Source organism: Modicisalibacter radicis (genome assembly GCF_900961225.1).
In the GTDB taxonomy this organism is placed as follows: domain Bacteria; phylum Pseudomonadota; class Gammaproteobacteria; order Pseudomonadales; family Halomonadaceae; genus Modicisalibacter.
In genome coordinates this window covers 1-25,262 of record NZ_CAAHFN010000033.1, presented here as the reverse complement: position 1 = coordinate 25,262, position 25,262 = coordinate 1, and the positions used below count along the sequence as shown (strand labels likewise).

Sequence of the window (25,262 nt, the reverse complement as noted above, 5' to 3'; positions counted from 1 at the left end):
GACTGTCCGGCCCGGGTTACTCATCACCCAACGCGAGCAGTGACGCGTTGCCGCCCAGGGCGGCGGTATTGACGGTCAGCGTTTTTTCGGTGGCGAAGCGCAACAGATAGTTGGGACCACCGGCCTTGGGACCCGTCCCGGATAGCCCCTGGCCACCGAAGGGCTGAACACCGACGACGGCGCCAATGATATTACGGTTTACATAGACATTGCCCACACGAATTTTCTGCGCAATGGAGTTGGCAAACGATTCGTTACGGCTATGCACGCCGAAAGTCAGCCCATATTGCTTGGCATTGATGGTCTCGATCACGCGATCGATCTCGTCGGCCTTGTAACGCACGATGTGCAGGATCGGACCGAACTGCTCACGCTCCAGCGCTCCGATGGTGTCTATTTCGAAGGCGGTGGGAGCGACGAAGTTGCCGTGGGCGGTGTGCGCCGGGTCGAGCGAGGTCTCGGCGATCAGCCGGCCTTCGCCCTTGAGCCGCTCGATATGCGCGAGCAGGCCCTGACGCGCCTCGTCGTCGATCACCGGACCGACGTCGGTGCCCAGGTCGCGGGGGTCGCCGACGCTGAGTTCGGCCATGGCGCCCTTGAGGATCTCGATCACCCGGTCGGCGACGTCGTCCTGCAGGTAGAGCACCCGCAGCGCACTGCAGCGCTGGCCGGCGCTCTGGAACGACGAGCGGACCACGTCGGCGACGACCTGTTCGGGCAGTGCGGTGGAGTCGACGATCATCGCGTTGAGGCCACCGGTCTCGGCGATCAGCGTGGCTAGCGGGGCTCCTTCCCGGGCGGCCAGCGAGCGGTTGATGATCTGCGCGGTATCGGTGCCGCCGGTGAAGGCGATGCCGGTGATTCGCGGATCGGAACTCAGCACACTGCCCACGGTGGGGCCGTCGCCGGGCAGTAGCTGGACGACATCGCGCGGCATGCCGGCTTCATGGAGCAACTCGACGACGCGATGGGCGACCAGCGAGGTCTGCTCGGCCGGCTTGGCCAGCACGCTGTTGCCGGCCACCGCGGCGGCGACCATCTGACCGCAGAAGATCGCCACCGGAAAGTTCCAGGGACTGATCGTCGCGAACACGCCCTTGCCGCCCATCATCAGCTCGTTGGACTCGCCTGTCGGGCCGGGCAACTGGGTCGGCTCGGCGAACAGCTCGCGGGCGCGATTGGCGTAGTAGCGGCAGAAATCGACCGCTTCGCGGATCTCGTCGACCCCATCGGTGAGCAGCTTGCCGCCCTCACGCGAACACAGCGTCATCAATTCGGCGAGATGTTCCTCCATCAGGTCGGCGAAGCGCTCGAGAATCTGCGCACGCTCTTCGACCGGCGTGGCTTCCCAGCGCGGGAAGGCCTGCCAGGCGACTTCCACGGCGCGTTCGGCCTGTTCGCGGGTGGTCCACTGCACGCTACCCACCAGTTGGCGCGTGTCGTAGGGATTCTTGACTTCCTGGCGCTGCTCGGCGTCGTCGGCCACGTCGAAACCCAGCAACGGCTTGACGTGATGCTCCTTGTCCATGTGCGGCGCCATGGCGTCGACAAGGGGCTGGTAATGATCGTGGATGTTCAAGTTGACGCCCTTGGAGTTCTTGCGCGAGCCGTAGATGTTCGGCGGCAACGGGATCTTGGGATTGGCGTAGTGCTCATACTGGCCGAGCGTCTCGACCGGGTGCATGCACAGCGACTCGACCGGCACGCGCGGATCGACCAGCTGATGCACGAACGACGAATTGGCGCCGTTCTCGAGCAGGCGGCGTACCAGGTAGGGCAGCAGGTCCTTGTGGGCCCCGACCGGTGCATAGATGCGGCAGTAGGTGCCCTGGGGGGCGCGCTTGAGCGCGGCGTCGTAGAGCGCCTCGCCCATGCCGTGCAGGCGCTGGAACTCGAACGGCCGGTCGGTGGCGTTGGCCAGCTCGAGAATGGTGCTGATGGTATGGGCGTTGTGGGTGGCGAACTGCGGGAAGATCCGCCCACGGGTATTCTCGGAAAGCAGGAAGTGCACGCAGACCAGGTAGGCGACGTCGGTATTCGCCTTGCGGGTGAACACCGGGTAGCCGTCGACGCCGAGCTGCTGGGATTCCTTGACCTCGGTGTCCCAGTAGGCGCCCTTGACCAGGCGCAGCGGGATCTCGTCGCCCTGCTGGTCGGCGAGGCGATTGATGTAGTGCAGCACCGGCAGGGCGCGCTTGGCGTAGGCCTGGACGACCAGCCCGAAGTGGCCCCAGCCGCGGCACTCCTCGCTCTCGTAGACGGCGCGGAAGACTTCCAGCGAGAGCTCCAGGCGATCGACTTCCTCGGCGTCGATGGTGATCGCCACGCTGCGCTCGCGGGCCATGGCGACGAGCTGCTTCACGCTGTCGACCAGCTCGACCAGGATCTGCCGGCGATGGCCGAATTCGTAGCGCGGATGCAGCGCGGAAAGCTTGATCGAGATCGACGGGGCGGGGGTCTTGTCGCCGAGCTTGCGGCTGACCTCGCCGACGCGCTTGATCGCATTGGCGTAGTCGTCGAAGTAGCGTCCGGCGTCTTCGCGGGTCCGTGCGGCCTCGCCGAGCATGTCGTAGGAGTAGGTGTCGCCCTTGTCGAACAGCGGTTGCGAGCGCTTCAGGGCCTCGTCGACGGTGCGCCCGAGCACGAACTGGCGGCCCATGATCTTCATCGCCTGGTACATGGCGCTGCGGATCACCGGCTCGCCCATGCGGTTGACCAGCTTGTTGATGAAGTTGGCCGGCTTGCCGTCGCGGGGCTTGTCGAGCTGAACGACCCGGCCGGTCATCAACAGGCCCCAGGTCGAGGCGTTGACGAACCACGACTCGCTCTGGCCGACGTAGGACTTCCAGTCGGCGGGGCCCAGCTTGTCCTCGATCAGCGCATCGGCGGTGGCCTTGTCGGGGACGCGCAGCATGGCTTCGGCCAGGCACATCAGCATCAAGCCTTCGTGGGTGTCGAGGCTGTACTGCTGCAACAACTCATCGATGGAATCGACCGCGGTATCCATCTCGCGCACTTCGCGGACCAACTCGGCGGTCTTGTCGCCGATCCGGGCGAAGTCGTTCTCGTCGGCCTGAAGGACGGCGACGAGTTCGGCCATGTAGGCATTCTCGTCGACGATATAGTGCTCGCTCAGGCGCTTGAGCAAGGTATCCAGGTCCTGTTGCCAGGTCTGGCTGTCCAGCATGGTCTTGGCATCGAGCATGTGAAGACCCCGTTATTGGCGTGTGACTCGGGCGCGCCGTGGACCCTCTTCCTTGAAGGCACGCGAACGCCGTGACCCCGGTGCGAACATCGGGGCCCGAGAGGAAAAACCCAGAGTGTTCTGAATTTAGGGTGGGAGAAGACGCCGCGTCTTGCCAATTTCGCGGTGACTTTTGTTAAAAACCCGGAAGCTGGCCGGGCTCGGGTCAGCGCTGCGACGAAGGTGTCAGGCGGCGATATGGATGGCTCGGCGTCTCGTGGTTCAGCGATGGCTGGCGTCGCAGTTGCCCCGGCGGGTGGCCGTAGGCGCGACGGAAGGCGTGGGAGAGCGCGCTCTGGCTGGCGAAGCCGGTGCGCGCGGCGATCTCGCTGAGGGGCAATGGCGAATCGGCCAGCAGTTGCCGGGCGACCGCCAGGCGCTGATGCAGCAGGTACTGGTAGGGGGTCACACCGGTCTGTTGGCGAAACAGCTCGCCGAAATGCGCGGCACTCAGGCAGGCGCGGCGGGCCAGGTCGGCGACGGTCAAGCGGCGCTCGATGTTCTGCCCGATATAGGCATCGATGGCCGCCAGGTCGATGCGCCGGGTGCGCTGAGGAGCGTCGTCCGGCATGCGCGCATTGAGGCAACCCAGAAACGTCGCGGCGAGCAGGTCGCCGGGCGCCGGCTGCGGCTGGGTGAGCTCGCGGACCAGAAAGCGCAGGTAGACGCGCAACGGGGCGTCGAGCGCGAAGAAGCGCGGCGCATCGAAAAGCCGGGCATGCGCGCGATGGCTGCCGGTCAACGCCGGCGCGTCGTCGGGCAGATCGAATATCAGCTGACGGTTGGTGCCGATGCCCTCGTAATAGTGCAGGTGATTGGCGGGGACGATACAGCCGGACAGGGCGGCGATGCGCCCGCCGAGCCCTTCGATCTCGAAATCGGCGTGACCGTCGAGACCGATCACGATCTGGTGGAAGTCGTGCGCGTGATGCTTGATGGTGTTGTCGAGCGGTGTGAGGCGAATGGCGCTGGACATGTCGTTACCTCGTGACGCCAGTGGCGACCATTGTATGTCGTCACCGGCGTCAAGACGAGAGCGGCCGGCAGGTTATCCATCGACCTTCGCCGACACGGGGTGAAGGCTGCCGCTAGAACTCGCGCCGACCCTCCTCGAGCGCCATGTGGGCGGCGAGATGGTCGCGCAGCACGCCCAGCTCCTCGCGGCCGGTACGCGTCAGCAGCGAACCGCCGGTGGTCGCCTGCGATGGGCGGCCATGTTCGTCCATGATCAGCATGGCGCTACGCCGCACCCCCTCGAGGTATTCGTCGTGGCGAACCGGGTAGCCGACCACCGTGTGCCATTCGTTCGCCGAGGCTTCGTCGCCGAGTACGCGGTCGAACAGCCGCAGCAGATGCTGCGGCTCGGTACGATAGCGGGGCGTGCGGGCCAGCATCATCATGGCGATCGTGCTGCCGATGACGACCATCGATACCACGAATATCAGCAGAAAGAGCGCCATGGATTCGTTTACTTCACCAGGCCGAGCGAGTCGGACATGGCGCGGATGTCCCGTACCTGCTGGTGGGCGAAGTGCTCCATGGCCTCGCCGCTCTTGTGGAAGGGCAACAGCCCGTTGCGCTGCATGAGGGTCTTCCATTCTTCGGTGGCGTAGAGGGTATCCAGGCGCTCGACCCACCACTGGTAGGCCTCATCGGAGGCGCCGCCGGGCAGGTAGAAGCCGCGCCAGTTGGGGGCGACCACGTCGATGCCCTGTTCGCGCGCGGTGGGGATGTCGGCGAGCTTGCCGGGCAGTCGCTCTTCGGCGAACACCGCGAGCAGGCGAAGATCGCCGCTCTCGACGAAGCTCAACGCTTCGGTGAGATCGCCGGTGAAGGCGTCGATATGCCCGCCCAGCAGTTGGGTGATCGCCACCGAGCCGGAATCGTAGGCCAGGTACTTGATGTCGCGCAGTCGTTCGACACCGGCCTGGCGTGCGGCCATCAATACCTTGAGGTGATCGAACCCCCCGGCCACGTCGCCGCCCGAGAAACTCACTTGGCCGGGGTCCTCGCGCAGCGCATCGAGTAGTGCCTTCAGGTCCTGGTAGGGCGAATCCCGGGGTACCGCGATGATCCCGTAATCGGCACCCAGCGCGGCCGCCCAGCGTACGTCATCGACATCGCCCTCGGCGTAGCGACGCTGGGCCAGGCGTGTCGTGGTGGCGGTCGAGGCGGCGACGATGAGCGATTCATCGTCCTGTCGCTTGGCGCGCACATGGCTGAAAGCCACACCGCCGCTTGCGCCCGGCACGTTGATCGTCTGCATGCCGGCGGGGATCAGGTCCAGATCCTGTAGCGTGCGGGCCACGCTGCGGCAGGTGAAATCCCAGCCGCCGCCGGGCTGTGCCGGGGCGATGCAGTCGGTCTTGCCCTCGGGCAGGGCATGTGCCGAAGCGCCCGGGAGCGACAGCAAGGGCAGGGCGGCCGTCAGTGCCAGCGTGCGGAAGGTCTTTTTCATGGTGCGTGCCTTTTTCAGCATCGTGAGGGTGTATCCAGCGGCGAGTAGCCTAACGGATTACGCGAGGCGCGTTAATTCACCGATGGTGCCGGCCGTTGTGTCCGGCTGGGCAGGCTGTGTTGAGGCAGGCAAGCCGCGGGAACGCCGGGCGCCAGTGCCCACGGCGAGAGGGCCGTTCGTTCGGCTGGAGTCCCGACCGGGTACAGCGAAGGCCTGAGATCGATAGACAAGGGGCAGGATTGGAGCGGGCAAAGGGATTCGAACCCTCGACCCTCAGCTTGGGAAGCTGATGCTCTACCAACTGAGCTATACCCGCTCGGCGAAACGATGATAATGAATCCCCGGCCGTGCTGGCAAGGAAAGCGTTCGCGCTCGCGGGAGTCCGAGGGGCGTCGCGACGGGCAGGAACGCAGCGCTGGGCGGGCGACAGGGCCCGTACAAAGAAAATTTCAATCTGCATGGAGAAATGTCGGCGATCCGTGGTCATAGGGTTAAGCGCGATTTTTCGGCAGTCGCTGAGAATTGCGTCTTTTGCTTACTGCATTCGATCCTTGGCCGCCGCATCCTCGATGCGGCGGTTTTTTATGGGACGCTCGTCGATGCGCGCCCGGCGCCGGATCGTGCCGGCTAATGCGCGCTGCGCATCTGCAGGATGGCGCCGACCACGTCGCGGCGGGTGACGATGCCGACCAGACGCTCCTGCTCGATCACCGGGTAGACCTTGGGCTTTTGTCCCTGCATCTCCTGGGCGAGGTCGGTCACGCTCTTGTTGGGGGTGACCGTAAGCACTTCATGGCGCATCAGGTCGCGTACCGGTGCCGGCTCGTCGCTGAGGTAGACGCTCTCGAACAGCTTGGCCATGACGTCATGTTCGGAAATGAACCCGATCAGGTGGTCGCGCGCGTCGACGACCGGCGCGCCGGGCAATCGGTGCAGGGCCAGGCCGGCCACGAGTGTCGCCACCGAGGTGTCAGCGGTGACTCGGTAACAGTCGCGAGACATGATGTCGCGTACCGTCATGGGGGCCTTGTTGGTCATGGGGCTGTCTCCCTCTAAGGACTGAAACCATGCTGGACGCGACCCTGTCCAACCGGGATTGCCCGGCCCGCGATGCCTGCGGTCATCGAAAGCGCCGGATGGCGTTCGCGGCGCCTGCGATTTCAGCATAGTTCAGCCGGCGACAATGGTCGGTTGCTTCACGGCTCTGTCGAGCCGCGCGCGGCTGCTACCCTGGGGGCATGCCGTCGCTGGCGTCCGGCCGCCACGGTGGCTCGCCGGCGGCTGGCGCCGTCCATCGACGGCGAACGCAAGCAACGGGGCCGCTGTCATACGGCCATAGACCCTACATGCATGGCGTCGCGTCGGTCGCCCCCGGCGGCCGACGCGACGCCGCAAGGAGGTATTCATGAACGCACGGGATTATCTCGCCAAGCAGGGCATCGCGCTCGAGCGAGACGAAGAGCGCCCCAATACGCTCGAGGAGCTGGCCTGGCAGCGCGCACGTCATGCCGGAAGCCAGCGCCCGCGTAGCGGTACGCCGCATGACTGGGAGGATTGGGAGCGTCATCATGCCCAACTCGCCGATGATGCCGAGCGGATCGTGCAGAAGTACGACCCTGCGGCACACCGCCATGGCGATGACGAACCCCGGGGCGGGTCATGACTTGAAGAATCCGGCCGTCGGGCCCATATGGCAAGTAGCGTTCGCGATGCACTGTTTCGCGTTCGAGCAAGGAACGGCACCTAGCGCCTCTAAAGGAGACACATCATGGACGTGATACGCATCATTCTGGCCATCCTGCTCCCCCCGCTCGGGGTCTTCCTCCAGGTCGGCCTGGGGCTGCATTTCTGGCTCAACATCCTGCTGACGATACTCGGCTATATTCCCGGGATCATTCATGCGGTATGGATCATCGCCCGGCGCTGAAAACCTGCCAGACCCTTGTCGAGATCGAGCCCCCTGCCTGCCCAGGGGGCTTTTTGCGTTCATGGCTTGCGCCATCGAATCTTGACGGCTAGCCGGGAGCGCTTGCGGCGGTTTCCCTCAGGCGCTTGTAGAGCGTGGTGCGGCTTATGCCCAGTTCGCGCGCCAATGCCGAAAGATTGCCGCGGTGGGCGGCCAGGCGCTCCCGCAGGCCGGTCGGGGTACCGGTGGGGGGCGGCGAGCGGTCGGGCATGGCCAGTGGGGCCGAGGCGGCATGGCGATCATCCGGGGCGAAGGCCTGGAAGGGCAGGTGCCGCAGTTCGAGCTGCGGCCCGTCGCTGATTGCCAGCGCGACACGCAGAACGTTTTCCAGCTCGCGGATATTGCCCGGCCAGCGCTGCCGGCACAGCCAGTCCAGCAGCTCGGGCGAAGCCCGGGGCGGCGTGTCGCCCATCGCCTCGGAATCGAGTTCGCGCGCCAGCTGCGCCAGCAGGACCTGCACCAGGGCCGGGACGTCGTGGCGTTCGCGCAGGGGAGGCAGGCTCAGTTCGACCCCGCACAGGCGGTAGTAGAGGTCGGCGCGAAAGCGTCCGCCGGCCACCTCGTCCGCCAGCGGCCGGTGGGTGGCGGCGATGACCTCGATATCCACCGGGTAGGCGATGCCGCCTCCCAGCGGCGTGACCTCGCGCTCCTGCAGGGCCCGCAACAGCCGGGCCTGAACCGGCAGGGGCATATCGCCGATCTCGTCGAGGAACAGCCGACCGCCATGCGCTTCGCGCAGGCGCCCGGGATTGCCACGCGGGTCGGCGCCGGTGAAGGCGCCGCGCACATAGCCGAACAGTTCGGCCTCGACCAGGGCGTCGGGGATGGCGGCACAGTTGATGGCGACCAGCGGCTTGTCGGCGCGCCGGCTCGCGGCGTGCAGCGCCTTGACGAAGACTTCCTTGCCGGTTCCGGTTTCGCCATAGAGAAGCATGGCGATGCCGCGGTCGCTGAGGCGCTCGGCGAGAACGATCGCCTGGCGCAGGCGCGGGTCGCCCAGGTCGAGGGCCGACAACGGGGAGGGTGTGGCGTGCCGCGCGGTATCGGCCAGACGGTCCGGCGCCGCGAGCCGGCCATAGCAGTGATAGCGGTCGGCGACGCGCAGAGGCATCAACTCGTTGCAGTGCGCCGTCAGTTCCGGCCAGCGCCGGTCGAAGAGGGTGTCGAGCGAGGTTCCCGGCAACTCGTCGCGCTCGAGCTTCAGCAGCCAACAGGCCCGTGAGTTGCCGCTAACCAGCCGGCCCTGTTCGTCGAGAATCAGCAGGCCCGAGCGCGGTCCGTCGATATCGTCGCGGTTGGCGTTGAAGGTCAAGCGGAAACAGTGCCGGCGGTAGTGCGCGATCAGGCGTTCGTTCTCGATCTGCATCGCCAGAACCGGCAGCAATCCTTGATAGCGGGACGAACGGCTGCGGTAGGGGTCGCTTAGCAGCGCCAGACAGGCGTCGGCCTCCCCGCGCCAGTCGCGGACCGTTACCGCGTGGCCGGCGAGGTGGTGCAGGTCGCTACAGGTATGCTCGCGGCCCACCACGTCCAGGGCGGCGTCCTCGGCGAGGCAGGTGCCGATGGCGTTGCAGCCGATCTGTTCTTCCCCCCATCGGGCGCCGGGCAGCAGCCACGCTTCGCGGTTTCCGAGCATTGCCCGCGAGTCGCCCCAGTGGGCCAGGATCACGGCGTCGCGGTCGGCCAGCACCAGTACGCATTGCCAGTGGCGCAGCATGGCGGCGATCTCGGGGACGAGCCTTTCCTCCAGGAGATCCAGCAGGGGCCGGGCCAGGGCCTGCCGCTGCCCGGTGTCGGCCGCCGAGTGTCGGGCCGGCTGCCGGGCGCCATCCGGGTCGGCGACGCTGCCCAGGCGATATTCGGCACGCGCTATGTGGGCACGGGGGCGGTGCTTGGCATCCTCTGGCATGAGACTCCCCTGTCTTGTTTTTCGTTTTCGAACATTTCGCTGCACAGTCTTCTGTTCAGAAAGTGTCCAGGGTGTGTTCAATCCAGCCTAGTCGAGTTGTCCATAAATACGCTTATACCAAGGTAGGGTGAGGTTTTTACGTAATCATAACAATGACTTGAAAAGGTCTTGTGGAAGGCTTGAGGCTGCGTGATGAAACTGGCATGGCGTTCGCTTATGAACATGAAGAATTTGCGAACATGAAAAGGATAAGCCGACATCATGTCTCTAGTCCTCGAACATATCGACCTCACGGTCAGCGGCGAGAAACATATCAGCGATGCCTGCCTGAGCCTGGAGCCGGGCTCGTTCAACGTGCTGCTGGGCCATACGCTGTCGGGCAAGACGACGCTGATGCGACTGATGGCGGGGCTCGACGCGCCGGATCGCGGGCGGGTGCTGTTCGGCGCGCGGGACCTGACCCGCGTTCCGGTGCGCAAGCGCAATGTCTCGATGGTCTACCAGCAGTTCATCAACTACCCCTCGCTGCGGGTGTTCGACAACATCGCCTCGCCGCTCAAGCTGGCCCGGGTCCCCAGGGACGAGATCAAGCGGCGGGTCGAGGAGATCGCCGCGATGCTGCGCATCGATCATCTGCTGGGGCGCTACCCGCTCGAGCTGTCCGGCGGCCAGCAGCAGCGCACGGCCATGGCCCGGGCCTTGGTCAAGGATGCCGACCTGGTGCTGTTCGACGAACCGCTGGTCAACCTCGACTACAAGCTGCGCGAGGAGCTGCGCCTGGAGATGCGCAAGCTGTTCCGCTCGCGCAACACCATCGCCGTCTACGCCACCACCGAGCCTTCCGAGGCGCTGGCGCTGGGCGATACCACCACGTTGCTGCATCAGGGCCGGATCCTGCAGAGCGGCCCCAGCGATGCGGTCTACCATCGCCCCGCGTCGGCCGAGGCCGCCTCGCTGTTCGGCGAGCCGCCGATCAATCTGCTCGAGGTGACGATCACCGGCAGCGAGCTGCGCATCGGGCGCACCGCTTTCCCTCTGCCGGGGCCGCTGGGCAGCCTCGGCGATGGCGATTATCGCCTGGGCATCCGCCCCAGCCATCTCAGCCTGACGCCCCTGCACGACGACGACCTGGAGTTCTGCGTCGAGGTCGGCGTCGCCGAGATCAGCGGTTCGGAGACCTTCCTGCACGTCGCCAGCAACGATCTCGAACTGGTGCTGCACCTCGGCGGTATCCACGACTTCCCGGTCGACAGCGCGATCCGGGTCTATGCCCCCAGCACCAAGCTGTTCGTCTTCGACGCGCCGGGCGAGCTGGTCCGGGCCCCATCCCTTGCAGCGTAGTGAGGCAACCATGGCGGAAATCCGACTCGACCAACTGGCTCACAGCTATGCGGCGAACCCCGAACAGGCCAGCGACTACGCGTTGCGGCGCATCGACCACGTCTGGGAGCAGGGCGGCGCCTATGCACTGCTCGGCCCGTCGGGCTGCGGCAAGAGCACGCTGCTCAACATCATCTCTGGGCTGCTCGAGCCCTCTCAGGGGCGGGTGCTGTTCGACGGCGAGTCCGTCAACGCGCTGTCGCCCCAGCAGCGCAACATCGCCCAGGTTTTCCAGTTCCCGGTGGTCTACGACACCATGACGGTTCGCGAAAACCTGGCCTTCCCCCTGCGCAACCAGGGACAGCCGGCGGCCAAGGTCGACGAGCGGGTCCGCGAGGTGGCCGAGGCGCTGGAGATCGAACACCTGCTGGCGCGCAAGGCGAGCCATCTCACCGCCGACGAGAAGCAGAAGGTCTCGATGGGGCGCGGGCTGGTGCGCGACGACGTCGCGGCGATCCTCTTCGACGAGCCGCTGACGGTGATCGATCCGCAGCTCAAGTGGCGGCTGCGGCGCAAGCTCAAGCAGATCCACAGGCGCTTCGACATCACCATGGTCTATGTCACCCACGACCAGTTGGAGGCATCGACCTTCGCCGACAAGATCGCGGTGATGTACGAGGGCGAGATCGTCCAGTTCGGTACCCCGCGCGAACTCTTCGAATACCCCGCCCATACCTTCGTGGGCTACTTCATCGGCAGCCCGGGCATGAACCTGTGCCCGGTCACGCCGAGCGCCGGTGGGGTGCGCCTGGCCGGCTGCGAGGTGGCGTTGGCCGAGGACGTGCGCGCGGCGTTGGCACGGCATGCGGAGCAGCGGCTGGTGCTGGGCATTCGCCCCGAATTCATCCAACTGGTCGCGCCCGGCGAATCGCCGCTGACCGCCCGGGTCGACCTGGTGCAGGACCTGGGTACCTACAAGATCGTCGATCTGCTGCTCGAAGGCCTCGACGCCGAGCTGCCGATCAAGGTGCGCATCGAGGAGGACCACGCGGTACCCGAGGGTCGGGTGGGGCTATTGCTGCCCCAACGCTGGACCCGTTTCTACGCCGACGATCGGCTGGTGGAGGTCGACCATGCGAGTGCATAACAACAAGGCCTGGTGGCTGGTGCTGCCGGTATTCGTGCTGGTCGCCTTCAGCGCGATCATCCCCATGATGACGGTGGTCAACTACTCGGTGCAGGACATCTTCGACCCGAGCACGCGCTTTTTCGTGGGTACCGAATGGTATCGCGAGATCCTGCGTGACCCGCGGCTGCACGATTCGCTGCTGCGCCAGTTCGCCTATTCGTTCAGCGTGCTGGCTATCGAGATACCGCTGGGCATCGCCGTGGCGCTGTCGATGCCGCGCCGGGGCATCGGCGTATCGGTCTGCCTGATTCTGCTCGCGTTGCCGCTGCTGATCCCCTGGAACGTGGTCGGCACCATCTGGCAGATCATCGGCCGCGAGGACATCGGGCTCTACGGCTGGCTGCTCAACGCCGCGGGGGGCGATTACAACTATGCCTCCAATCCCCGCGATGCCTGGATCACGGTACTGATCATGGATGTCTGGCACTGGACCTCGCTGGTGGCGCTGCTGTGCTATTCGGGACTGCGCTCGATCCCCGACGTCTACTACCAGGCGGCGCGCATCGACCGCGCCTCGCCCTGGGCGGTGTTCCGCTACATCCAGTTGCCCAAGCTCAAGAACGTGCTGCTGATCGCGGTGATGCTGCGCTTCATGGACAGCTTCATGATCTATACCGAGCCGTTCGTGCTGACCGGTGGCGGGCCGGGCAGCACCACGACCTTCCTCAGCCAGACGCTGACCCAGATGGCGGTGGGGCAGTTCGACCTGGGCCGCGCGGCGGCGTTCTCGCTGATCTACTTCCTGATCATTCTGCTGGTCACCTGGGTGTTCTACACCGCCATGACCCACGCCGACGCCAAGGACTGAGGGGACGACCATGAGCTATCCCAAGAACTATCGCAAGCTGCTGGTGATGGTGGCGTACCTGGCCTTCGTGCTGGTGCCGATCTACTGGCTGGTCAACATGTCGCTGAAGTCCAATCGCGAGATTCTCGGCGGCCTGTCGCTGTGGCCGAACGACCTGACGCTCGACAACTACCGGGTGATCTTCACCGATCCGACCTGGTACACCAGCTACCTGAACTCGCTGTCGTTCGTGTCGATGAACATGGCGATCTCGCTGGCGGTGGCATTGCCGGCGGCCTATGCGTTCTCGCGCTATCGCTTTCTCGGCGACAAGCACATGTTCTTCTGGCTGCTGACCAACCGCATGGCGCCACCGGCGGTGTTCCTGCTGCCGTTCTTCCAGTTGTACTCCTCGGTGGGGCTGTTCGACACGCCGATCGCCGTGGCGCTGGCGCACTGCCTGTTCAACGTGCCGCTGGCGGTATGGATCCTCGAGGGCTTCATGTCGTCGGTGCCCAAGGAGATCGACGAGACGGCCTACATCGACGGTTACAGCTTTCCGCGCTTCTTCTTCACCATCTTCGTGCCGATGATCCGCCCCGGCATCGGCGTGACGGCGTTCTTCTGCTTCATGTTCTCGTGGGTCGAGCTGCTGCTGGCACGCACCCTGACTTCGGTGGACGCCAAGCCGATCGTCGCCCAGATGACGCGCACCGTTTCCGCCTCGGGCATCGATTGGGGAGTGCTCGCCGCCGCCGGGGTGGTCGCGTTGCTGCCGGGTATCGCGGTGATCTACTTCGTTCGCAACCACGTCGCCAAGGGCTTCGCGCTGGGCCGCGTCTAGCGGCGCCGGGTGTGAGTTGGCTCAGATAGAGAGGAGTACGTCATGGAATGGATGGCCTGGACACTGCCCACGGCGACGTTCTTCATCGTCATCGCGCTGATGCTCTGCGCGATGACGGTGTGGCAGGTCGTCTCGCCGGGGCACCAGCGCAAGGGTTTCCTGCCGATCGCCACGACCCGCGGCGATCGCCTGTTCATCAGCCTGCTGGTCGCCGGCTACGCGCACCTGCTGTTGCTGGCGGTGACCGGCTGGCCGCTGTGGATCGCCACGCTGGCCAGCGTGGCGGGGCTCGCCATCATCTTGAAATGGGGGTAATCGCGACGACGACAACGCTGCAAACCGATGTACAACCTAAGGTCACAAGCACAACAACGAGGTCACCATGTCCTACACCAAGTACGCCCCACGGCCGACGCGCCTCGCCCTGGCAATGAGTCTGGCGACGTGCCTGTCGGTCCCGACACTGGCCCTGGCCGATCAGTACCAGGACGCCGCCAAGCGCTGGATAGACAGTGAGTTCTCGCCGTCGACGCTGACGCCCGAGGAGCAGATGAAGGAGATGCAGTGGTTCATCGACGCCGCCGAACCGCTGCGCGGCATGGAAATCAACGTGGCCTCCGAGACGCTGACCACCCATCAGTACGAGGCCGAGGTACTGGCCAAGGCGTTCCGCGAGATCACCGGCATCCAGCTCAATCACGACCTGATCCAGGAAGGCGACGTGATCGAGAAGTTGCAGACCCAGATGCAGTCGGGGCGCAACATCTACGACGGCTACGTCAACGACTCCGACCTGATCGGCACCCATTTCCGCTATGGCAAGGTCGTGCCGATTTCCGAGATGATCGAGGGCGATGGCGCCGAGTTCACCTCGCCGACGCTCGATCTCGACGACTTCATCGGTCTGTCGTTCACCACCGGGCCCGACGGCAAGGTCTATCAGCTGCCCGATCAGCAGTTCGCCAACCTCTACTGGTTCCGCGCCGACTGGTTCGACAACCCCGAATACCAGCAGCGCTTCAAGGACAAGTACGGCTACGAGCTGGGCGTTCCGGTCAACTGGTCGGCCTACGAGGACATCGCCGACTTCTTCTCCAACGACATCCGGGAGATCGACGGCAAGCGCATCTACGGCCACATGGATTACGGCAAGAAGGACCCGTCGCTTGGCTGGCGCTTCACCGACGCCTGGTTCTCCATGGCGGGAGCCGGCGACAAGGGCATACCCAATGGCCTGCCGGTCGACGAGTGGGGGATTCGCGTCGAGGAGTGTCATCCGGTGGGATCGAGTGTTACCCGAGGCGGGGCGGCCAATGGGCCGGCTGCCGTGTATGCCACCCAGAAGTACGTCGACTGGTTGAAGGCCTACGCGCCGCCCGAAGCGCAGGGCATGACCTTCTCGGAATCCGGCCCGGTGCCGGCGCAGGGCAACATCGCCCAGCAGATCTTCTGGTACACCGCCTTCACCGCCGACATGACCAGGGAGGGCCTGCCGGTGGTCAACGAGGACGGCACGCCCAAGTGGCGCATGGCGCCGTCGCCGGTAGGGCCCTACTGGGAAGAGGGCATGAAGAAGGGCTATCAGGACGTGGGTTCCTGGACGTTCTTCGACTCCACCCCCGAGAAGAACCGCATGGCCGCCTGGCTGTACGCCCAGTTCGTCACCGCCAAGAGCGTGTCGCTGAAGAAGACCCTGGTGGGGCTGACGCCGATTCGCGAATCGGACATCCAGTCCCAGGCGATGACCGACGCCGCACCCAAGCTGGGCGGGCTGGTCGAGTTCTATCGCAGCCCGGCGCGCCTGCAATGGTCGCCGACCGGGACCAACGTGCCGGACTACCCGAAGCTCGCGCAGCTCTGGTGGCAGTACGTGTCGCGGGCGGCCAGCGGCGAATCCACCGCCCAGGAAGCGCTCGATGGCCTGGCCGAGGCCCAGGATCGCATCATGGAGCGCCTGGAGCGCGCCAACGTCCAGGACACCTGCGGTCCCAAGCTCAACGAGCCGCGCGACGCCCAGTACTGGCTCGACCAGCCGGGCGCGCCCAAGCCCAGGCTCGACAACGAGAAGCCGCAGGGCAAGACCGTGCCCTACGACGAGATGGTCAAGTCCTGGCAGGAAAGCTGAGACCGGCTGTCATTGTCTTTTGTGCTTCACGGCGCCTCCGGGCGCCGTTTTCATGACAGGCGGTCCGAAGGTTCGCCGGCTGGCAGGCATGGCGTCAGCGATAGCGATAGTGCAGGCGCTCGTTCTTGCGCGGGCCCTCGATGATCCACTCCAGATCGAATCCGTCATAGGCCAGCGTGAGCCGCGCGCGGTATCGATCGGCGGCGCACTGATGCGCGTCGCGGGCGACCCAGTCGGCGGTGTCGCCGGGATCGGCCGGAATCAGTTCGAACAGCCGCACGGCCGCTGCGGCGCCGCGACGCTCGTGGCTCAGGGCGATGGCGTCCTGTGTCGGCGTCCAGCGAAAGACGTTGCGAAAGGCGATCGACTCGGTCGCACCCACCAGGTGGAAGCGCCCGCTTTCGCTGAACGTCAGGCTGGCGTCGGCGTGCTCCTCGACGTCGACCGTGCCCTGACCCTTGCCGGCCCAGCCGCTGCGCGAGCCCGTCAATGGCTGTGAACTAAAAGATACTTTTGAAGTTGACAGGAGCCGTTGGCGCAGCGCTAAGATGGCCGCCTCGATTGGTTGATTCACGGATCGCTTCCATGTCCTATCTGCTGGGTGTCACGGCCCTCTGGGCCTTCTCTTTCTCGCTGATCGGCGCGTATCTTTCCGGTCAGGTGGATAGCTACTTCGCGGTGCTGGTGCGGATTGCCCTGGCCAGTCTGCTGTTCCTGCCGTTCCTGCGTCCGCGCGCCCTGGGCCATGCCCACAAGCTGGCGCTGATGGCCATCGGCGCCGTCCAGCTGGGGTTGATGTACATCTTCTTCTACCAGTCATTCCTGCTGCTGTCGGTGCCGGAGGTGCTGCTGTTCACCATCTTCACGCCGCTCTATGTGACGCTGCTCGACGACGCCATGGACAAGCGCTTCACGCCATTCTATCTGGTCACCGCGGCGGTTGCCGTGGCCGGTGCGGCGGTGATCCGTTACCAGGGCGTGAGCGCCGATTTCTGGCTGGGCTTCGCCGTCGTCCAGGGTGCCAACCTGTGCTTCGCCGTCGGCCAGGTCGGCTACCGGCATCTGGCGCGTCGGCTGCCCGCCGAGGTGCCCCAGCGCAGCGTGTTCGGCTGGTTCTACCTGGGCGCGCTGGCGCTGGTGGTGATCGCCTACGCACTGTTGGGCTCGGCCCAGCTACCCAGCAGCGGCGTGCAGTGGGGCGTGCTGGCCTGGCTGGGGCTGGTCGCTTCGGGGCTCGGCTATTTCCTGTGGAACAAGGGCGCGACCCGGGTCGATGCCGGCGCCCTGGCGATCATGAACAACGCCCTGATTCCCGCGGGGCTGCTGGTCAACCTGGTGATCTGGAATCGCGACGCCGACCTGCCCCGGCTGGCCGCCGGTGGTGCGATCATCGTCGCCGCGCTGCTGATCAACGAAGGGTGGGCGAGGCGTCGCCCGGCGAAGCGTCGCCCGGCGAGGCGTCGCCCTGCACGGGCAACGACCGACTGAGATAGTGCCACCCACCAGCCAGGAGTGGCCGATCAGCAGCAGCCGTCGTCGCAGCCAGCGGCGGCCGGACGGCGGCGCGTCGCCAGCCAGGCACGCCCGAACCAGCCCAGCGTGAGCGCGGCGAGGATGGCCGCGGCGACCAGCGTCAACCAGTCCGGCAGCAATTCGCCGCTGGCGGCCAGTTCGGCTTGCACATCGAGGTCCCAGACGCCGGCCAGCGCGTTGGTCAGGTAGCCGAAGGCGATCGCCACGCCGATCACGCTGGCCAGGTAGATCCCCAGCGTGCGTGTACCCAGTTCGCGGCGCACGATCCCCAGCGTGGCGATGTTGGTGGCCGGCCCGGCGAGCAGGAACACCAGCACCGCCCCCGGCGACACGCCGGCCAGCAGCAGGCCGGCGGCGAGCGGCGTCGAGGCCGAGGCGCAGATGTACATCGGTACCCCGATCAACGCCATCACCAGCATCGCCGGCAGGCCGTCGCCGAAGCGGGTCAGGAAACTCTCGGGCAGGAACGCGGTGACCGCGGCGGCCAGGGCCAGGCCGACCAGCAGCCAGCCGGCCAGGTCGCCGAACAGCTCGCCGAAGGCGCTGCGTTGGCCTGCCAGCAGGCGCCGGGTCAACGGCGGGCGTGCCGGCTGGCGGGCCTCGCAACCGGCGCTCGAACAGCAAGCGGATCCGCTGGCCCGTGGGGCGGTGTCGGTCGCGACGGCCGAGGCGCTCAGCGAGCTGGCCGCGCGCGGCTCACTGACGCTGGTCAGCACGCCGGCGGTGATCGCGCTGACGATCGCCGCGACGGGGCGAACGATCGTCAGCAACGGGCCCAGCAGGGCGTAGGACAGGGCGATCGAATCGACCCCGGTCTCCGGCGTGGCGATCAGAAACGAGGCCGTCGAACCGCGCGAGGCGCCACTGCGGCGCAGGCCCAGCGCGGCGGGGATGACCCCGCAGGAGCACAACGGCAACGGCGCACCGAGCAGCGCCGCCTTGACGCTGGGCCAGAGCCCTTCGCCGCCCAGGTGGCGGGCCAGCCGGTTGGCATCCAGCAAGGCCTGCATCAACCCCGCCACCACCAGCCCCAGCAGCAGCCAGGGGGCGGCGTCCAGCCACAGGTGCCAGAAGGCGCTCAGCCATTGGGAGAAGTAATCGAGATAGGTCACTGTGCACTCGCCCCGACAAGATGAATCGATGGTACGAGTCTAAACCCTGGAGTGCACTACAGGGTCAAGTGCCGTCCATCATGACCGCGCTCTCGGCGGGAGAGGAATCGCCCGCGGCCAGTCGTCCGCCACCACGAACAGCCGCCGATAGGCCCCGTTCGCTTCGTGCAGGATCAGTTGACGCGGCATGCCACGCGCAGCGAAGTGCGCATCGAGCCGCTGGGTCAGCTCGGCCAGCGGCAGCAGGGCGCTAGCGGGTGGCGGGGCCAGCCAGTGCGGCTTGTCGAGGAATGCCCCGCGGGGCGGCCTCGCGGCCTCGAGCGTGGCGCAGAAGGCTGGCCAGTCGCGACGGTACAGCCATTCGCCGACCAGGGCGCCGGCATGATGTCCCTGGGGCAGCGGCAGCGGCGAGGGGGTGTCGGACCAGGGACGAAACAGCACGCCGAGAATCGCCAGGCGTTGTTCGAGAGGGCGGCCGGGTGGCGCTGCGCCGTAACGTTCATGCAGCGCGGCGGCTTCGGGACGGTGGGCCAGCGGCAACTGGTGGCCCAGCGAGCGTTGCCGCTTGACGGCCAGCGAATCGGCACAGCCAGGACCGATCCAGCGCGCCGCATCGTGGCGCGGGCCGGGGCCGTCGGGCAGGCCCAGATAGTACTTGATGGCCAGTTCGAGATGGATGGGGGGACCGCCGTCACGCGCGGCGTAGATGAGGTCGAGCTCGCCCAGCGTGGCCCCGCGCGCGTCATGGACCGCCAGGTTGGCGGCCAGCAGGCGGGTGCCCGGTGCGCGGGCCAGCAGGAAATGCCACAGCGCCTCGTGATACAGCCCCAGGCGAACGGCGCGGCGCGTATCGAGTGCCGCTTCGAGCGCGGTCGGGTCGCGTTCGAGCGCGTCGAGCCAGGCGGTCCTGCGTTCGGGATCGGCCAGCCCCAGCTCGTCGAGCGTGGGGCGGCCGGGGTAGGCGGTGACCAACAGGTCGGGGGCCTCGAGCAGCCAGGCCAGGTCGCGTACCAGTGGATGCCGGTAGTCGTCGAATGCGCGCTCGGGCCGATCGGTGCGGGGCATGACGTACCTCATGGCAGGCTGCGGCGAATGGCGGCGCGGTTTGCCCGGGCCCTGTCGAGCCCCCATAATAGCCGGCTCGACGTGGCTGGGAGCGCCCATGGAACCTTTCAAGAACATCGGTCTGATCGGCCGTCTCGGCAGCGCCAGCGTGGTCGAGACGCTACGCCGGCTGATCCGCTTTCTGGGCGCACGCGGCCATCATGTCATCATCGAGGATCGTACCGCCAGCGGACTGGACGCGCATGGACAGCAGGAAGCCAGCCGCAGTCGTCTCGGCGAGCTCTGCGATCTGGTGATCGTGATCGGCGGCGACGGCAGCATGCTTGGCGCGGGTCGCGCACTGTGCCGTAGCGGTACGCCGGTGCTGGGCATCAATCGCGGCCGGCTGGGCTTTCTGACCGATATCCTGCCCGACGAGGTCGAGGAAAAGGTCGGCGAGGTGCTGGCCGGTGACTACGAGACCGAGCAGCGCTTTTTGCTCGACGCCGAGGTGTATCGCGAGGGCTCGCTGATCGGGGCGTCCGACGCGCTGAACGACGTGGTGGTGCACCCCGGCAAGGCGGTGCAGATGATCGAGTTCGAACTGTTCATCGATGGTCTTTTCGTCTACAGCCAGCGTGCCGACGGGCTGATCATGGCCACGCCCACCGGTTCCACGGCTTATGCGCTGTCCGGCGGCGGGCCGATCGTGCACCCCGGGCTCGAGGCGATCACCCTGGTGCCAATGTTCCCACACACGCTGTCGAGCCGGCCGATCGTGGTCGACGCCGCCAGCGAGATCAAGATCCATATCGGCGAGACCAACGAAGCCTATCCGCACGTCAGCTGCGACGGTCAGACCCAGGTGGTCTCCAAGCCCGGCGACATCCTTCATGTGCGGCGAAAGGCGCAACGCCTGACGCTGATCCACCCGCGCGGTCACAATTACTACGAGATCTGCCGCAGCAAACTCGGCTGGAGCAGCCGGCTGGGGGAGTGACATGAACATGACCGGCGGTATCGACGGTTACGACCTGATCGGCGATGTGCATGGCTGCGGCGCGACGCTGGGCGCGCTGCTGGAAAAACTCGGCTATCACCTCACCGGCGGCGTCTATCGCCATCTGCGCCGCAAGGTGATCTTCCTCGGTGACCTGATCGACCGCGGTCCGCGGATTCGCCTGGCGGTGTCGATCGCGCGGCGCATGGTGGAGTCCGGCGAGGCGTTCATCGTGATGGGCAATCACGAGATCAATGCGCTGGCCTACTACCAGCGCTGCCCCCCCGGCGCCGGTTGTGAGTGGCTGCGCGAGCATACGCCGCGGCACAACCGGGTCATTCGCGAGACCCTCGAGCAGTACCGCGACCATCCTGCCGAGTGGGACGACACGCTGGCCTGGCTCATGGAGGTTCCGCTACTGCTCGAGCGCGACGGTCTGCGGGTGGTTCATGCCTGCTGGGACGCGGCACTGATCGAGCGCTTTCGCGCCGCCTATCCCGAGGGTCGCATCGACACGGCCTTTCTGCAGGAATCCGCGTACGCCGGAAGCTTTGCCTCCCGGGTACTCGAGCGGCTGACCCGCGGCGTCCATCTGAATCTGCCCGAGGGTACCGAGATACACTCCGGGGACGGCTTCACCCGGCGTACCTTCCGCGCCCATTTCTGGGCCTGCGATCCGCAGACCTACGGTGACGTGGTGTTTCAGCCCGACAACCTCCCCGGGGACCTGGAGCTGCGGCGGTTGTCGAGCGCCGAGCGTGCCCAGTTGCCGTATTACGGGCCGGAGCAGTGCCCGCTGTTCCTGGGACATTACTGGTGCGAAGGGGTGCCGGCGCTGCCGGCCCCGAACATTGCCTGTCTCGACTACAGCGCGGTCAAGTTCGGTCGTCTGGTCGCCTATCGCTGGGATGGCGAGGCGACCCTGAACGCCGACAAGTTCGTCTGGTTGCGTGTTCCCCGCGAGGAGCGTGCCCGCCCCCAGCCCTGGGACCTCGACCTGGACTCCTGATGCTACAATTCGTTACATATTTTTTTGCCACCGCATGAAACTTGTTCCCGAGGCGGCCGTCAGAGTGAGTGTTCCCTTGAATGATCCCTTGCTTATTGTCCGGCGGCCCCCTCCGCCGGACTTTTCTTTTTGCGTGTTCATGTCACGTGTCAATGCCCGCGCTGCACTGGAAGCCCGAGCCGGGACCCGGCCACAAGGCTCTTGGCCAGGAAGATAAGGACCGACCATGCACAAGGTGCTGATGATCCCCCGCGGAATCGATACCCGGGCCCTGCGCAAGGCGCTCTGGGCACAACGCATCGGCCATCGCTTCAGCGAGGAGGGCGATGCCCAGGTACTCTGGCTGGCCGACCCGCGCCAGCACGCGCAGATGATGCAGATCATCGAGCGCTGGCAGCGTGGCGACCCCCTCGTTCAGGACGACGATCCGCCACCTGTCGCCGCCAGTTGGCGGCGCGGTGCGCTGGCCGAAGCGCCGCTGGCGGCCGGGTTGCTGGCGCTCTGCCTGGTGGTCTTCGCGCTGATGGCGCTGCTCGGCGACCGGGTCGTCGCCTGGCTGACCATCGTTCCGGTGAGCGTGGTCGGCAACAGCCTGAACGTCGGCTCGCTGGCCGACAGCCTGGCCGGCGGCCAGGTCTGGCGACTGCTGTCGCCGGCCTTTTTGCACTTCGGCTGGATGCACCTGATCTTCAACATGCTGTGGTTATGGTACTTCGGCCGCCAGGTCGAGAGCCTGCATGGCAGCGCCCGGCTGGCCTGGGTGGTCGCGATCAGCGCGGTGGGCTCCAATCTCGCGCAGTACGCCACCGGGACGGTGCTGTTCGGCGGCATGTCCGGCGTCGACTACGCGCTGCTCGGTTACGTCTGGCTGATGTCGCGGCGGGTGCCCCAGAGCGGTTTTTTCGTGCCTACCATGCTGGTGGTCTTCATGCTCGGGTGGATGGTCTTCACCATGACCGACTTGGCCGCGCCGGTGGGCTTCGGCAACGTCGCCAACGAAGCGCACCTGGGGGGGCTGCTGCTGGGCCTGGCGTGTGGCTGGCTGGCCAGCTGGCGGGCAAGATCCCAGTGAAATCCAGCGAGTGCCCCTCGGCCGACGGGCCAGGGCACTCGCGAGTACGTACCGGCTATTTCTTCGGAGCCTATGATGAATGAGATGACCTTCGAACGCATGATCCAGCAGATGACGCCGACGATCTACGACAGCCTCAAGCAGGCCGTGGCGCTGCGCAAGTGGCCCGACGGCCAGCGCCTCAGCGACGAGCAGACCGAGCTCTGCCTGGAAGCGGTGATGCGTTACGAGATCGCGCACAACGTGCCCGAGCACGAGCGTGTGGGCTATATGCAGGGCAGCTGCAAGAGTCAGGCCGCAAGTGACGAGGACAGCATCAAGTGGATGAACTGATCGTTCGCCAGGGAGGCTGCCTGACCAAGATGGCGATCACCCTGGACGACGCCGGTCGGGCGCGATATGCGCTGCGCGCCGGCGAGTCGCGCCTCGACCTCAATGCGCGGCTCGGGCAGTCGCTGCGGCTGGTGCACAGCGGGGCGATCGCCTGCACCCATTGCGGGCGGGCGACGCGCAAGAGTTTCGGCCAGGGGCACTGCTATCCCTGCTTCAAGCGCCTGGCGCAGTGCGACACCTGCATCGTCAAGCCGGAAACCTGCCACTATTTCGCCGGTACCTGTCGCGAGCCAGAGTGGGGCGAGCGGCACTGCTTCCAGCCGCACGTGGTCTACCTGGCCAACTCCTCGGGGCTCAAGGTGGGCATCACCCGGCATACCCAACTGCCGACGCGCTGGCTCGACCAGGGCGCGATTCAGGCGTTGCCGATCCTCGAGGTCGATACCCGCCAGCAGTCGGGCTTCGTCGAGATGCTGTTCAAGGATCTGGTCGCCGATCGCACCAACTGGCGGGCGATGCTCAAGGGCAGCATCGCGCCGCTCGACCTGTGCGCCGAACGTGACCGGTTGTTCGCGGCGTTGACCGGGGGGCTGGCCGAGCTGCGCGAGCGCTTCGGCGCAGACGCCATTCGTACCCTCGATGCCGAGCCGACGCGCATCGACTACCCGGTACTCGAACCGCCGACCAAGGTCGTCTCGCACAACTTCGACAAGACACCCAGCGTCGGCGGCACGCTGATGGGCATGAAGGGCCAATACCTGATGTTCGACACCGGGGTGATCAACCTGCGCAAGTTCACCGGCTATGAGATCAGCGTGGAATAGCCGTCGAGTGCCGCCATGGTATGTTGTGGTGACCCCACCACGAGGAGCCATGATCATGTCACGGAAGAGGCAAACGCTACTGGCCGCCGGGATGCTGGCCACCAGCATGGGCGCGCAGGCGCAGCAGGACGACAAGCGGATCGTCGTCGGCACGCTCAACTGGACCGAGAACATCGCCGTCGCCAACATGTGGAAACAGGTGCTCGAGCAGGCGCCGTACAATTACCGGGTCGAACTGTCCAACGTCGGCAAGAGCGTCGCCTTCAGCGGCGTGGCCAGCGGCGATCTGGACGTGTCGCTGGAGACCTGGCTGCCGGCCACCGATGCCGACTATGTCGAACCCTACGAGGATGACCTCGAGATCCACGATGTCTGGTACGACGGTGCCGGCATGGGCCTGGTGGTGCCCGCGTACGTGGACGTCGACGGCATCGGCGAGCTGGCCGAGCGGGCCGATGAATTCGCCTATCAGGGCGAGCCGACGATCGTCGGGATCGATCCCGGTTCGTCGATTTCGGGTTTCACCGAGGATGCCATCGAGCGCTACCAGTTGCCGATGCGTCAGCTCAGCAGTTCGGAAGTGGCGATGATGGCGGCGCTGGACGACGCCTATCGGCGCGAGGAGCCCCTGGTCGTGACGCTGTGGAGCCCGCACTGGGCGTTCGCCGAATACGATCTCAAGTACCTCGATGACCCGCAAAACATCTACGGCGACGAAGAGGCGATCCACTGGTTTTCGCGCAAGGGCTTCGCCGAGGACGATCCCTGGCTGACCGCGGTACTCGACGCCTGGCGGATGGATGACGACTCGCTGGGCAGCCTGATGGCGGGCATCGAGGAGGCCGGCGATCCGGTCGTCGGCGCGCGGCAGTGGATCGAGGCCAATCGCGCGCTGATCGACGAATGGCTGGCGGCGGGTGGCGCGGTGAACTGAGCCGGACAAACGGCCGCAGGACTCGCAACCACGGCCGCGTGCCGGGGTTGCGCTTTTCTGGGCGTCGTAGAGATGTTGCCGGCCTGCATCCTGGGGAAGGAGGTCATCTCGTGTAAAAATGCGTGTATGGTTTTACGCTCACACTAAACCTTCTCAGCTTTCCTACGGTGGCTTTTGACCTTCCCCCAGAAACCGGTCCACCGCCAATGTGAGATTTCCGCTACGTTTACCCTGATAGCAGGAGATCTCGCGATGAAGCGAAACCGACATACCGAAGAGCAGATCATCAGCATCCTCAAGGCCAACGAGCGCGGCGTCTCGGTCGCTGAGCTGGCCCGGCAGAACGGCGTGACCGAGCAGACCATCTACCGCTGGAAGGCCAAGTACAGCGGTATGGAAGTCTCGGAGGCCAAGCGCCTGCGCGAGCTGGAAAGCGAGAATGCCCGACTGAAGAAGCTGCTGGCGGAAAGCGCCCTCGACAATGCCGCGCTCAAGGAGATCGTTTCGGGAAAGTGGTGACGCCCGAAGCGAAGCGGCGTGCGGTGAAGCACCTGGTGGC

24 protein-coding genes, 1 tRNA gene and 1 pseudogene are annotated in these 25,262 nt (G+C 65.9%); 16 read left to right on the top strand and 10 right to left on the bottom strand.

All coding sequences use genetic code 11. The features are described from left to right. Positions 1–16: 16 nt before the first annotated feature. From putA to HR9077_RS01700, 6 genes are all read right to left on the bottom strand, one after another. The gene (gene putA, locus HR9077_RS01725) at positions 17–3,205 is read right to left on the bottom strand and encodes a bifunctional proline dehydrogenase/L-glutamate gamma-semialdehyde dehydrogenase PutA (RefSeq protein WP_136064490.1); all 3,189 of its coding nucleotides are present in this window, start codon (positions 3,203–3,205) and stop codon (positions 17–19) included. Between the two features lie 205 nt (positions 3,206–3,410). Continuing rightward, on the bottom strand, positions 3,411–4,220 hold the full coding sequence (locus tag HR9077_RS01720; protein ID WP_136064488.1) for an AraC family transcriptional regulator: 810 nt from the start codon (positions 4,218–4,220) through the stop codon (positions 3,411–3,413). A gap of 112 nt (positions 4,221–4,332) precedes the next feature. Next, the gene (locus tag HR9077_RS01715) at positions 4,333–4,704 is read right to left on the bottom strand and encodes a hypothetical protein (protein ID WP_136064486.1); all 372 of its coding nucleotides are present in this window, start codon (positions 4,702–4,704) and stop codon (positions 4,333–4,335) included. Between the two features lie 8 nt (positions 4,705–4,712). Continuing rightward, positions 4,713–5,702 carry a Bug family tripartite tricarboxylate transporter substrate binding protein gene (locus HR9077_RS01710; protein WP_136064483.1) on the bottom strand — a complete coding sequence of 330 codons (990 nt, stop codon included), beginning with the start codon at positions 5,700–5,702 and terminating at the stop codon, positions 4,713–4,715. A 240-nt stretch (positions 5,703–5,942) separates the two neighbouring features. Next, a tRNA-Gly gene (locus HR9077_RS01705) sits at positions 5,943–6,018 on the bottom strand. Positions 6,019–6,329: 311 nt separating this feature from the next. Beyond that, the gene (locus HR9077_RS01700) at positions 6,330–6,740 is read right to left on the bottom strand and encodes a CBS domain-containing protein (protein WP_136064481.1); all 411 of its coding nucleotides are present in this window, start codon (positions 6,738–6,740) and stop codon (positions 6,330–6,332) included. A 367-nt stretch (positions 6,741–7,107) separates the two neighbouring features. On the opposite strand from HR9077_RS01700, the gene HR9077_RS01695 reads away from it, so the two are divergent. Together HR9077_RS01695 and HR9077_RS01690 are read left to right on the top strand one after the other, a co-directional pair. Continuing rightward, positions 7,108–7,365 (top strand): hypothetical protein, encoded by a 258-nt coding sequence (locus HR9077_RS01695; RefSeq protein WP_136064479.1) that lies wholly within the window; start codon positions 7,108–7,110, stop codon positions 7,363–7,365. Between the two features lie 105 nt (positions 7,366–7,470). Further along, positions 7,471–7,629 (top strand): YqaE/Pmp3 family membrane protein, encoded by a 159-nt coding sequence (locus HR9077_RS01690; RefSeq protein WP_136064477.1) that lies wholly within the window; start codon positions 7,471–7,473, stop codon positions 7,627–7,629. 88 nt (positions 7,630–7,717) lie between these two features. On the opposite strand, the gene HR9077_RS01685 is transcribed toward HR9077_RS01690, so the two are convergent. After that, positions 7,718–9,577 carry a sigma-54-dependent Fis family transcriptional regulator gene (locus tag HR9077_RS01685; protein WP_136064475.1) on the bottom strand — a complete coding sequence of 620 codons (1,860 nt, stop codon included), beginning with the start codon at positions 9,575–9,577 and terminating at the stop codon, positions 7,718–7,720. Positions 9,578–9,838: 261 nt separating this feature from the next. Between HR9077_RS01685 and HR9077_RS01680 the strand changes: the two genes are divergently transcribed. From HR9077_RS01680 to HR9077_RS01655, 6 genes are all read left to right on the top strand, one after another. Continuing rightward, positions 9,839–10,918, top strand: coding sequence for an ABC transporter ATP-binding protein (locus HR9077_RS01680; protein ID WP_136064473.1), 1,080 nt, complete (start codon positions 9,839–9,841; stop codon positions 10,916–10,918). A gap of 10 nt (positions 10,919–10,928) precedes the next feature. Then, complete coding sequence (locus HR9077_RS01675; protein ID WP_136064471.1) at positions 10,929–12,044, top strand: ABC transporter ATP-binding protein; 1,116 nt, start codon at positions 10,929–10,931, stop codon at positions 12,042–12,044. Then, positions 12,031–12,894, top strand: coding sequence for a carbohydrate ABC transporter permease (locus HR9077_RS01670; protein WP_136064469.1), 864 nt, complete (start codon positions 12,031–12,033; stop codon positions 12,892–12,894). Before HR9077_RS01675 ends, HR9077_RS01670 begins: the two co-directional genes overlap by 14 nt. Positions 12,895–12,904: 10 nt before the next feature. Further along, positions 12,905–13,717, top strand: a complete 813-nt coding sequence (locus tag HR9077_RS01665; protein WP_136064467.1) for a carbohydrate ABC transporter permease — start codon at positions 12,905–12,907, stop codon at positions 13,715–13,717. A 42-nt stretch (positions 13,718–13,759) separates the two neighbouring features. Further along, positions 13,760–14,032, top strand: coding sequence for a DUF2160 domain-containing protein (locus tag HR9077_RS01660; protein ID WP_136064465.1), 273 nt, complete (start codon positions 13,760–13,762; stop codon positions 14,030–14,032). Positions 14,033–14,099: 67 nt separating this feature from the next. Beyond that, a complete protein-coding gene (locus tag HR9077_RS01655; protein WP_136064463.1) occupies positions 14,100–15,842 on the top strand; it encodes an ABC transporter substrate-binding protein in 1,743 nt (580 codons plus the stop codon). 94 nt (positions 15,843–15,936) lie between these two features. Here HR9077_RS01655 and HR9077_RS01650 read toward each other — a convergent pair whose 3' ends face one another. After that, positions 15,937–16,332 carry a DUF6314 family protein gene (locus tag HR9077_RS01650; protein ID WP_136064461.1) on the bottom strand — a complete coding sequence of 132 codons (396 nt, stop codon included), beginning with the start codon at positions 16,330–16,332 and terminating at the stop codon, positions 15,937–15,939. Positions 16,333–16,427: 95 nt separating this feature from the next. Between HR9077_RS01650 and HR9077_RS01645 the strand changes: the two genes are divergently transcribed. Then, on the top strand, positions 16,428–17,330 hold the full coding sequence (locus HR9077_RS01645; RefSeq protein ID WP_136064459.1) for a carboxylate/amino acid/amine transporter: 903 nt from the start codon (positions 16,428–16,430) through the stop codon (positions 17,328–17,330). Between the two features lie 32 nt (positions 17,331–17,362). On the opposite strand, the gene HR9077_RS01640 is transcribed toward HR9077_RS01645, so the two are convergent. Further along, positions 17,363–18,487 carry an SO_0444 family Cu/Zn efflux transporter gene (locus HR9077_RS01640; RefSeq protein ID WP_168380870.1) on the bottom strand — a complete coding sequence of 375 codons (1,125 nt, stop codon included), beginning with the start codon at positions 18,485–18,487 and terminating at the stop codon, positions 17,363–17,365. Positions 18,488–18,565: 78 nt separating this feature from the next. Continuing rightward, the gene (locus HR9077_RS01635) at positions 18,566–19,552 is read right to left on the bottom strand and encodes a DUF1853 family protein (RefSeq protein ID WP_136064457.1); all 987 of its coding nucleotides are present in this window, start codon (positions 19,550–19,552) and stop codon (positions 18,566–18,568) included. Between the two features lie 97 nt (positions 19,553–19,649). Here HR9077_RS01635 and HR9077_RS01630 point away from each other — a divergent pair, with 97 nt between their 5' ends. From HR9077_RS01630 to HR9077_RS01600, 7 genes and pseudogenes are all read left to right on the top strand, one after another. Next, positions 19,650–20,531: an NAD(+) kinase gene (locus HR9077_RS01630; protein ID WP_136064455.1), complete on the top strand. Its 882-nt coding sequence runs from the start codon at positions 19,650–19,652 to the stop codon at positions 20,529–20,531. Position 20,532: 1 nt separating this feature from the next. Next, on the top strand, positions 20,533–21,540 hold the full coding sequence (locus tag HR9077_RS01625; protein ID WP_210725831.1) for a metallophosphoesterase: 1,008 nt from the start codon (positions 20,533–20,535) through the stop codon (positions 21,538–21,540). Positions 21,541–21,766: 226 nt separating this feature from the next. Next, entirely contained in the window at positions 21,767–22,612 is an 846-nt protein-coding gene (locus HR9077_RS01620) for a rhomboid family intramembrane serine protease (protein ID WP_136064453.1), read from the top strand. A 75-nt stretch (positions 22,613–22,687) separates the two neighbouring features. After that, positions 22,688–22,945, top strand: coding sequence for a YeaC family protein (locus tag HR9077_RS01615; protein ID WP_136064451.1), 258 nt, complete (start codon positions 22,688–22,690; stop codon positions 22,943–22,945). Positions 22,946–22,974: 29 nt separating this feature from the next. Continuing rightward, positions 22,975–23,769: a DUF2797 domain-containing protein gene (locus HR9077_RS01610; RefSeq protein WP_136064685.1), complete on the top strand. Its 795-nt coding sequence runs from the start codon at positions 22,975–22,977 to the stop codon at positions 23,767–23,769. A 55-nt stretch (positions 23,770–23,824) separates the two neighbouring features. After that, positions 23,825–24,703 (top strand): glycine betaine ABC transporter substrate-binding protein, encoded by an 879-nt coding sequence (locus HR9077_RS01605; protein WP_136064449.1) that lies wholly within the window; start codon positions 23,825–23,827, stop codon positions 24,701–24,703. Positions 24,704–24,955: 252 nt separating this feature from the next. Then, a pseudogene (locus tag HR9077_RS01600) lies at positions 24,956–25,262 on the top strand (transposase); the annotation flags it as partial.

Bases quoted from the DNA above. Each gene is read 5' to 3' on its own strand.
- HR9077_RS01630 (WP_136064455.1), top strand. From the start codon at position 19,650: ATGGAACCTTTCAAGAACATCGGTCTGATCGGCCGTCTCGGCAGCGCC.
- HR9077_RS01670 (WP_136064469.1), top strand. From the start codon at position 12,031: ATGCGAGTGCATAACAACAAGGCCTGGTGGCTGGTGCTGCCGGTATTC.
- HR9077_RS01660 (WP_136064465.1), top strand. From the start codon at position 13,760: ATGGAATGGATGGCCTGGACACTGCCCACGGCGACGTTCTTCATCGTC.
- HR9077_RS01605 (WP_136064449.1), top strand. From the start codon at position 23,825: ATGTCACGGAAGAGGCAAACGCTACTGGCCGCCGGGATGCTGGCCACC.
- HR9077_RS01695 (WP_136064479.1), top strand. From the start codon at position 7,108: ATGAACGCACGGGATTATCTCGCCAAGCAGGGCATCGCGCTCGAGCGA.
- HR9077_RS01615 (WP_136064451.1), top strand. From the start codon at position 22,688: ATGAATGAGATGACCTTCGAACGCATGATCCAGCAGATGACGCCGACG.
- HR9077_RS01715 (WP_136064486.1), bottom strand. From the start codon at position 4,704: ATGGCGCTCTTTCTGCTGATATTCGTGGTATCGATGGTCGTCATCGGC.
- HR9077_RS01690 (WP_136064477.1), top strand. From the start codon at position 7,471: ATGGACGTGATACGCATCATTCTGGCCATCCTGCTCCCCCCGCTCGGG.
- HR9077_RS01680 (WP_136064473.1), top strand. From the start codon at position 9,839: ATGTCTCTAGTCCTCGAACATATCGACCTCACGGTCAGCGGCGAGAAA.
- HR9077_RS01620 (WP_136064453.1), top strand. From the start codon at position 21,767: ATGCACAAGGTGCTGATGATCCCCCGCGGAATCGATACCCGGGCCCTG.
- HR9077_RS01720 (WP_136064488.1), bottom strand. From the start codon at position 4,220: ATGTCCAGCGCCATTCGCCTCACACCGCTCGACAACACCATCAAGCAT.
- HR9077_RS01625 (WP_210725831.1), top strand. From the start codon at position 20,533: ATGAACATGACCGGCGGTATCGACGGTTACGACCTGATCGGCGATGTG.
- HR9077_RS01685 (WP_136064475.1), bottom strand. From the start codon at position 9,577: ATGCCAGAGGATGCCAAGCACCGCCCCCGTGCCCACATAGCGCGTGCC.
- HR9077_RS01645 (WP_136064459.1), top strand. From the start codon at position 16,428: ATGTCCTATCTGCTGGGTGTCACGGCCCTCTGGGCCTTCTCTTTCTCG.
- HR9077_RS01665 (WP_136064467.1), top strand. From the start codon at position 12,905: ATGAGCTATCCCAAGAACTATCGCAAGCTGCTGGTGATGGTGGCGTAC.
- HR9077_RS01610 (WP_136064685.1), top strand. From the start codon at position 22,975: ATGGCGATCACCCTGGACGACGCCGGTCGGGCGCGATATGCGCTGCGC.
- putA (WP_136064490.1), bottom strand. From the start codon at position 3,205: ATGCTCGATGCCAAGACCATGCTGGACAGCCAGACCTGGCAACAGGAC.
- HR9077_RS01700 (WP_136064481.1), bottom strand. From the start codon at position 6,740: ATGACCAACAAGGCCCCCATGACGGTACGCGACATCATGTCTCGCGAC.
- HR9077_RS01635 (WP_136064457.1), bottom strand. From the start codon at position 19,552: ATGCCCCGCACCGATCGGCCCGAGCGCGCATTCGACGACTACCGGCAT.
- HR9077_RS01655 (WP_136064463.1), top strand. From the start codon at position 14,100: ATGTCCTACACCAAGTACGCCCCACGGCCGACGCGCCTCGCCCTGGCA.
- HR9077_RS01710 (WP_136064483.1), bottom strand. From the start codon at position 5,702: ATGAAAAAGACCTTCCGCACGCTGGCACTGACGGCCGCCCTGCCCTTG.
- HR9077_RS01675 (WP_136064471.1), top strand. From the start codon at position 10,929: ATGGCGGAAATCCGACTCGACCAACTGGCTCACAGCTATGCGGCGAAC.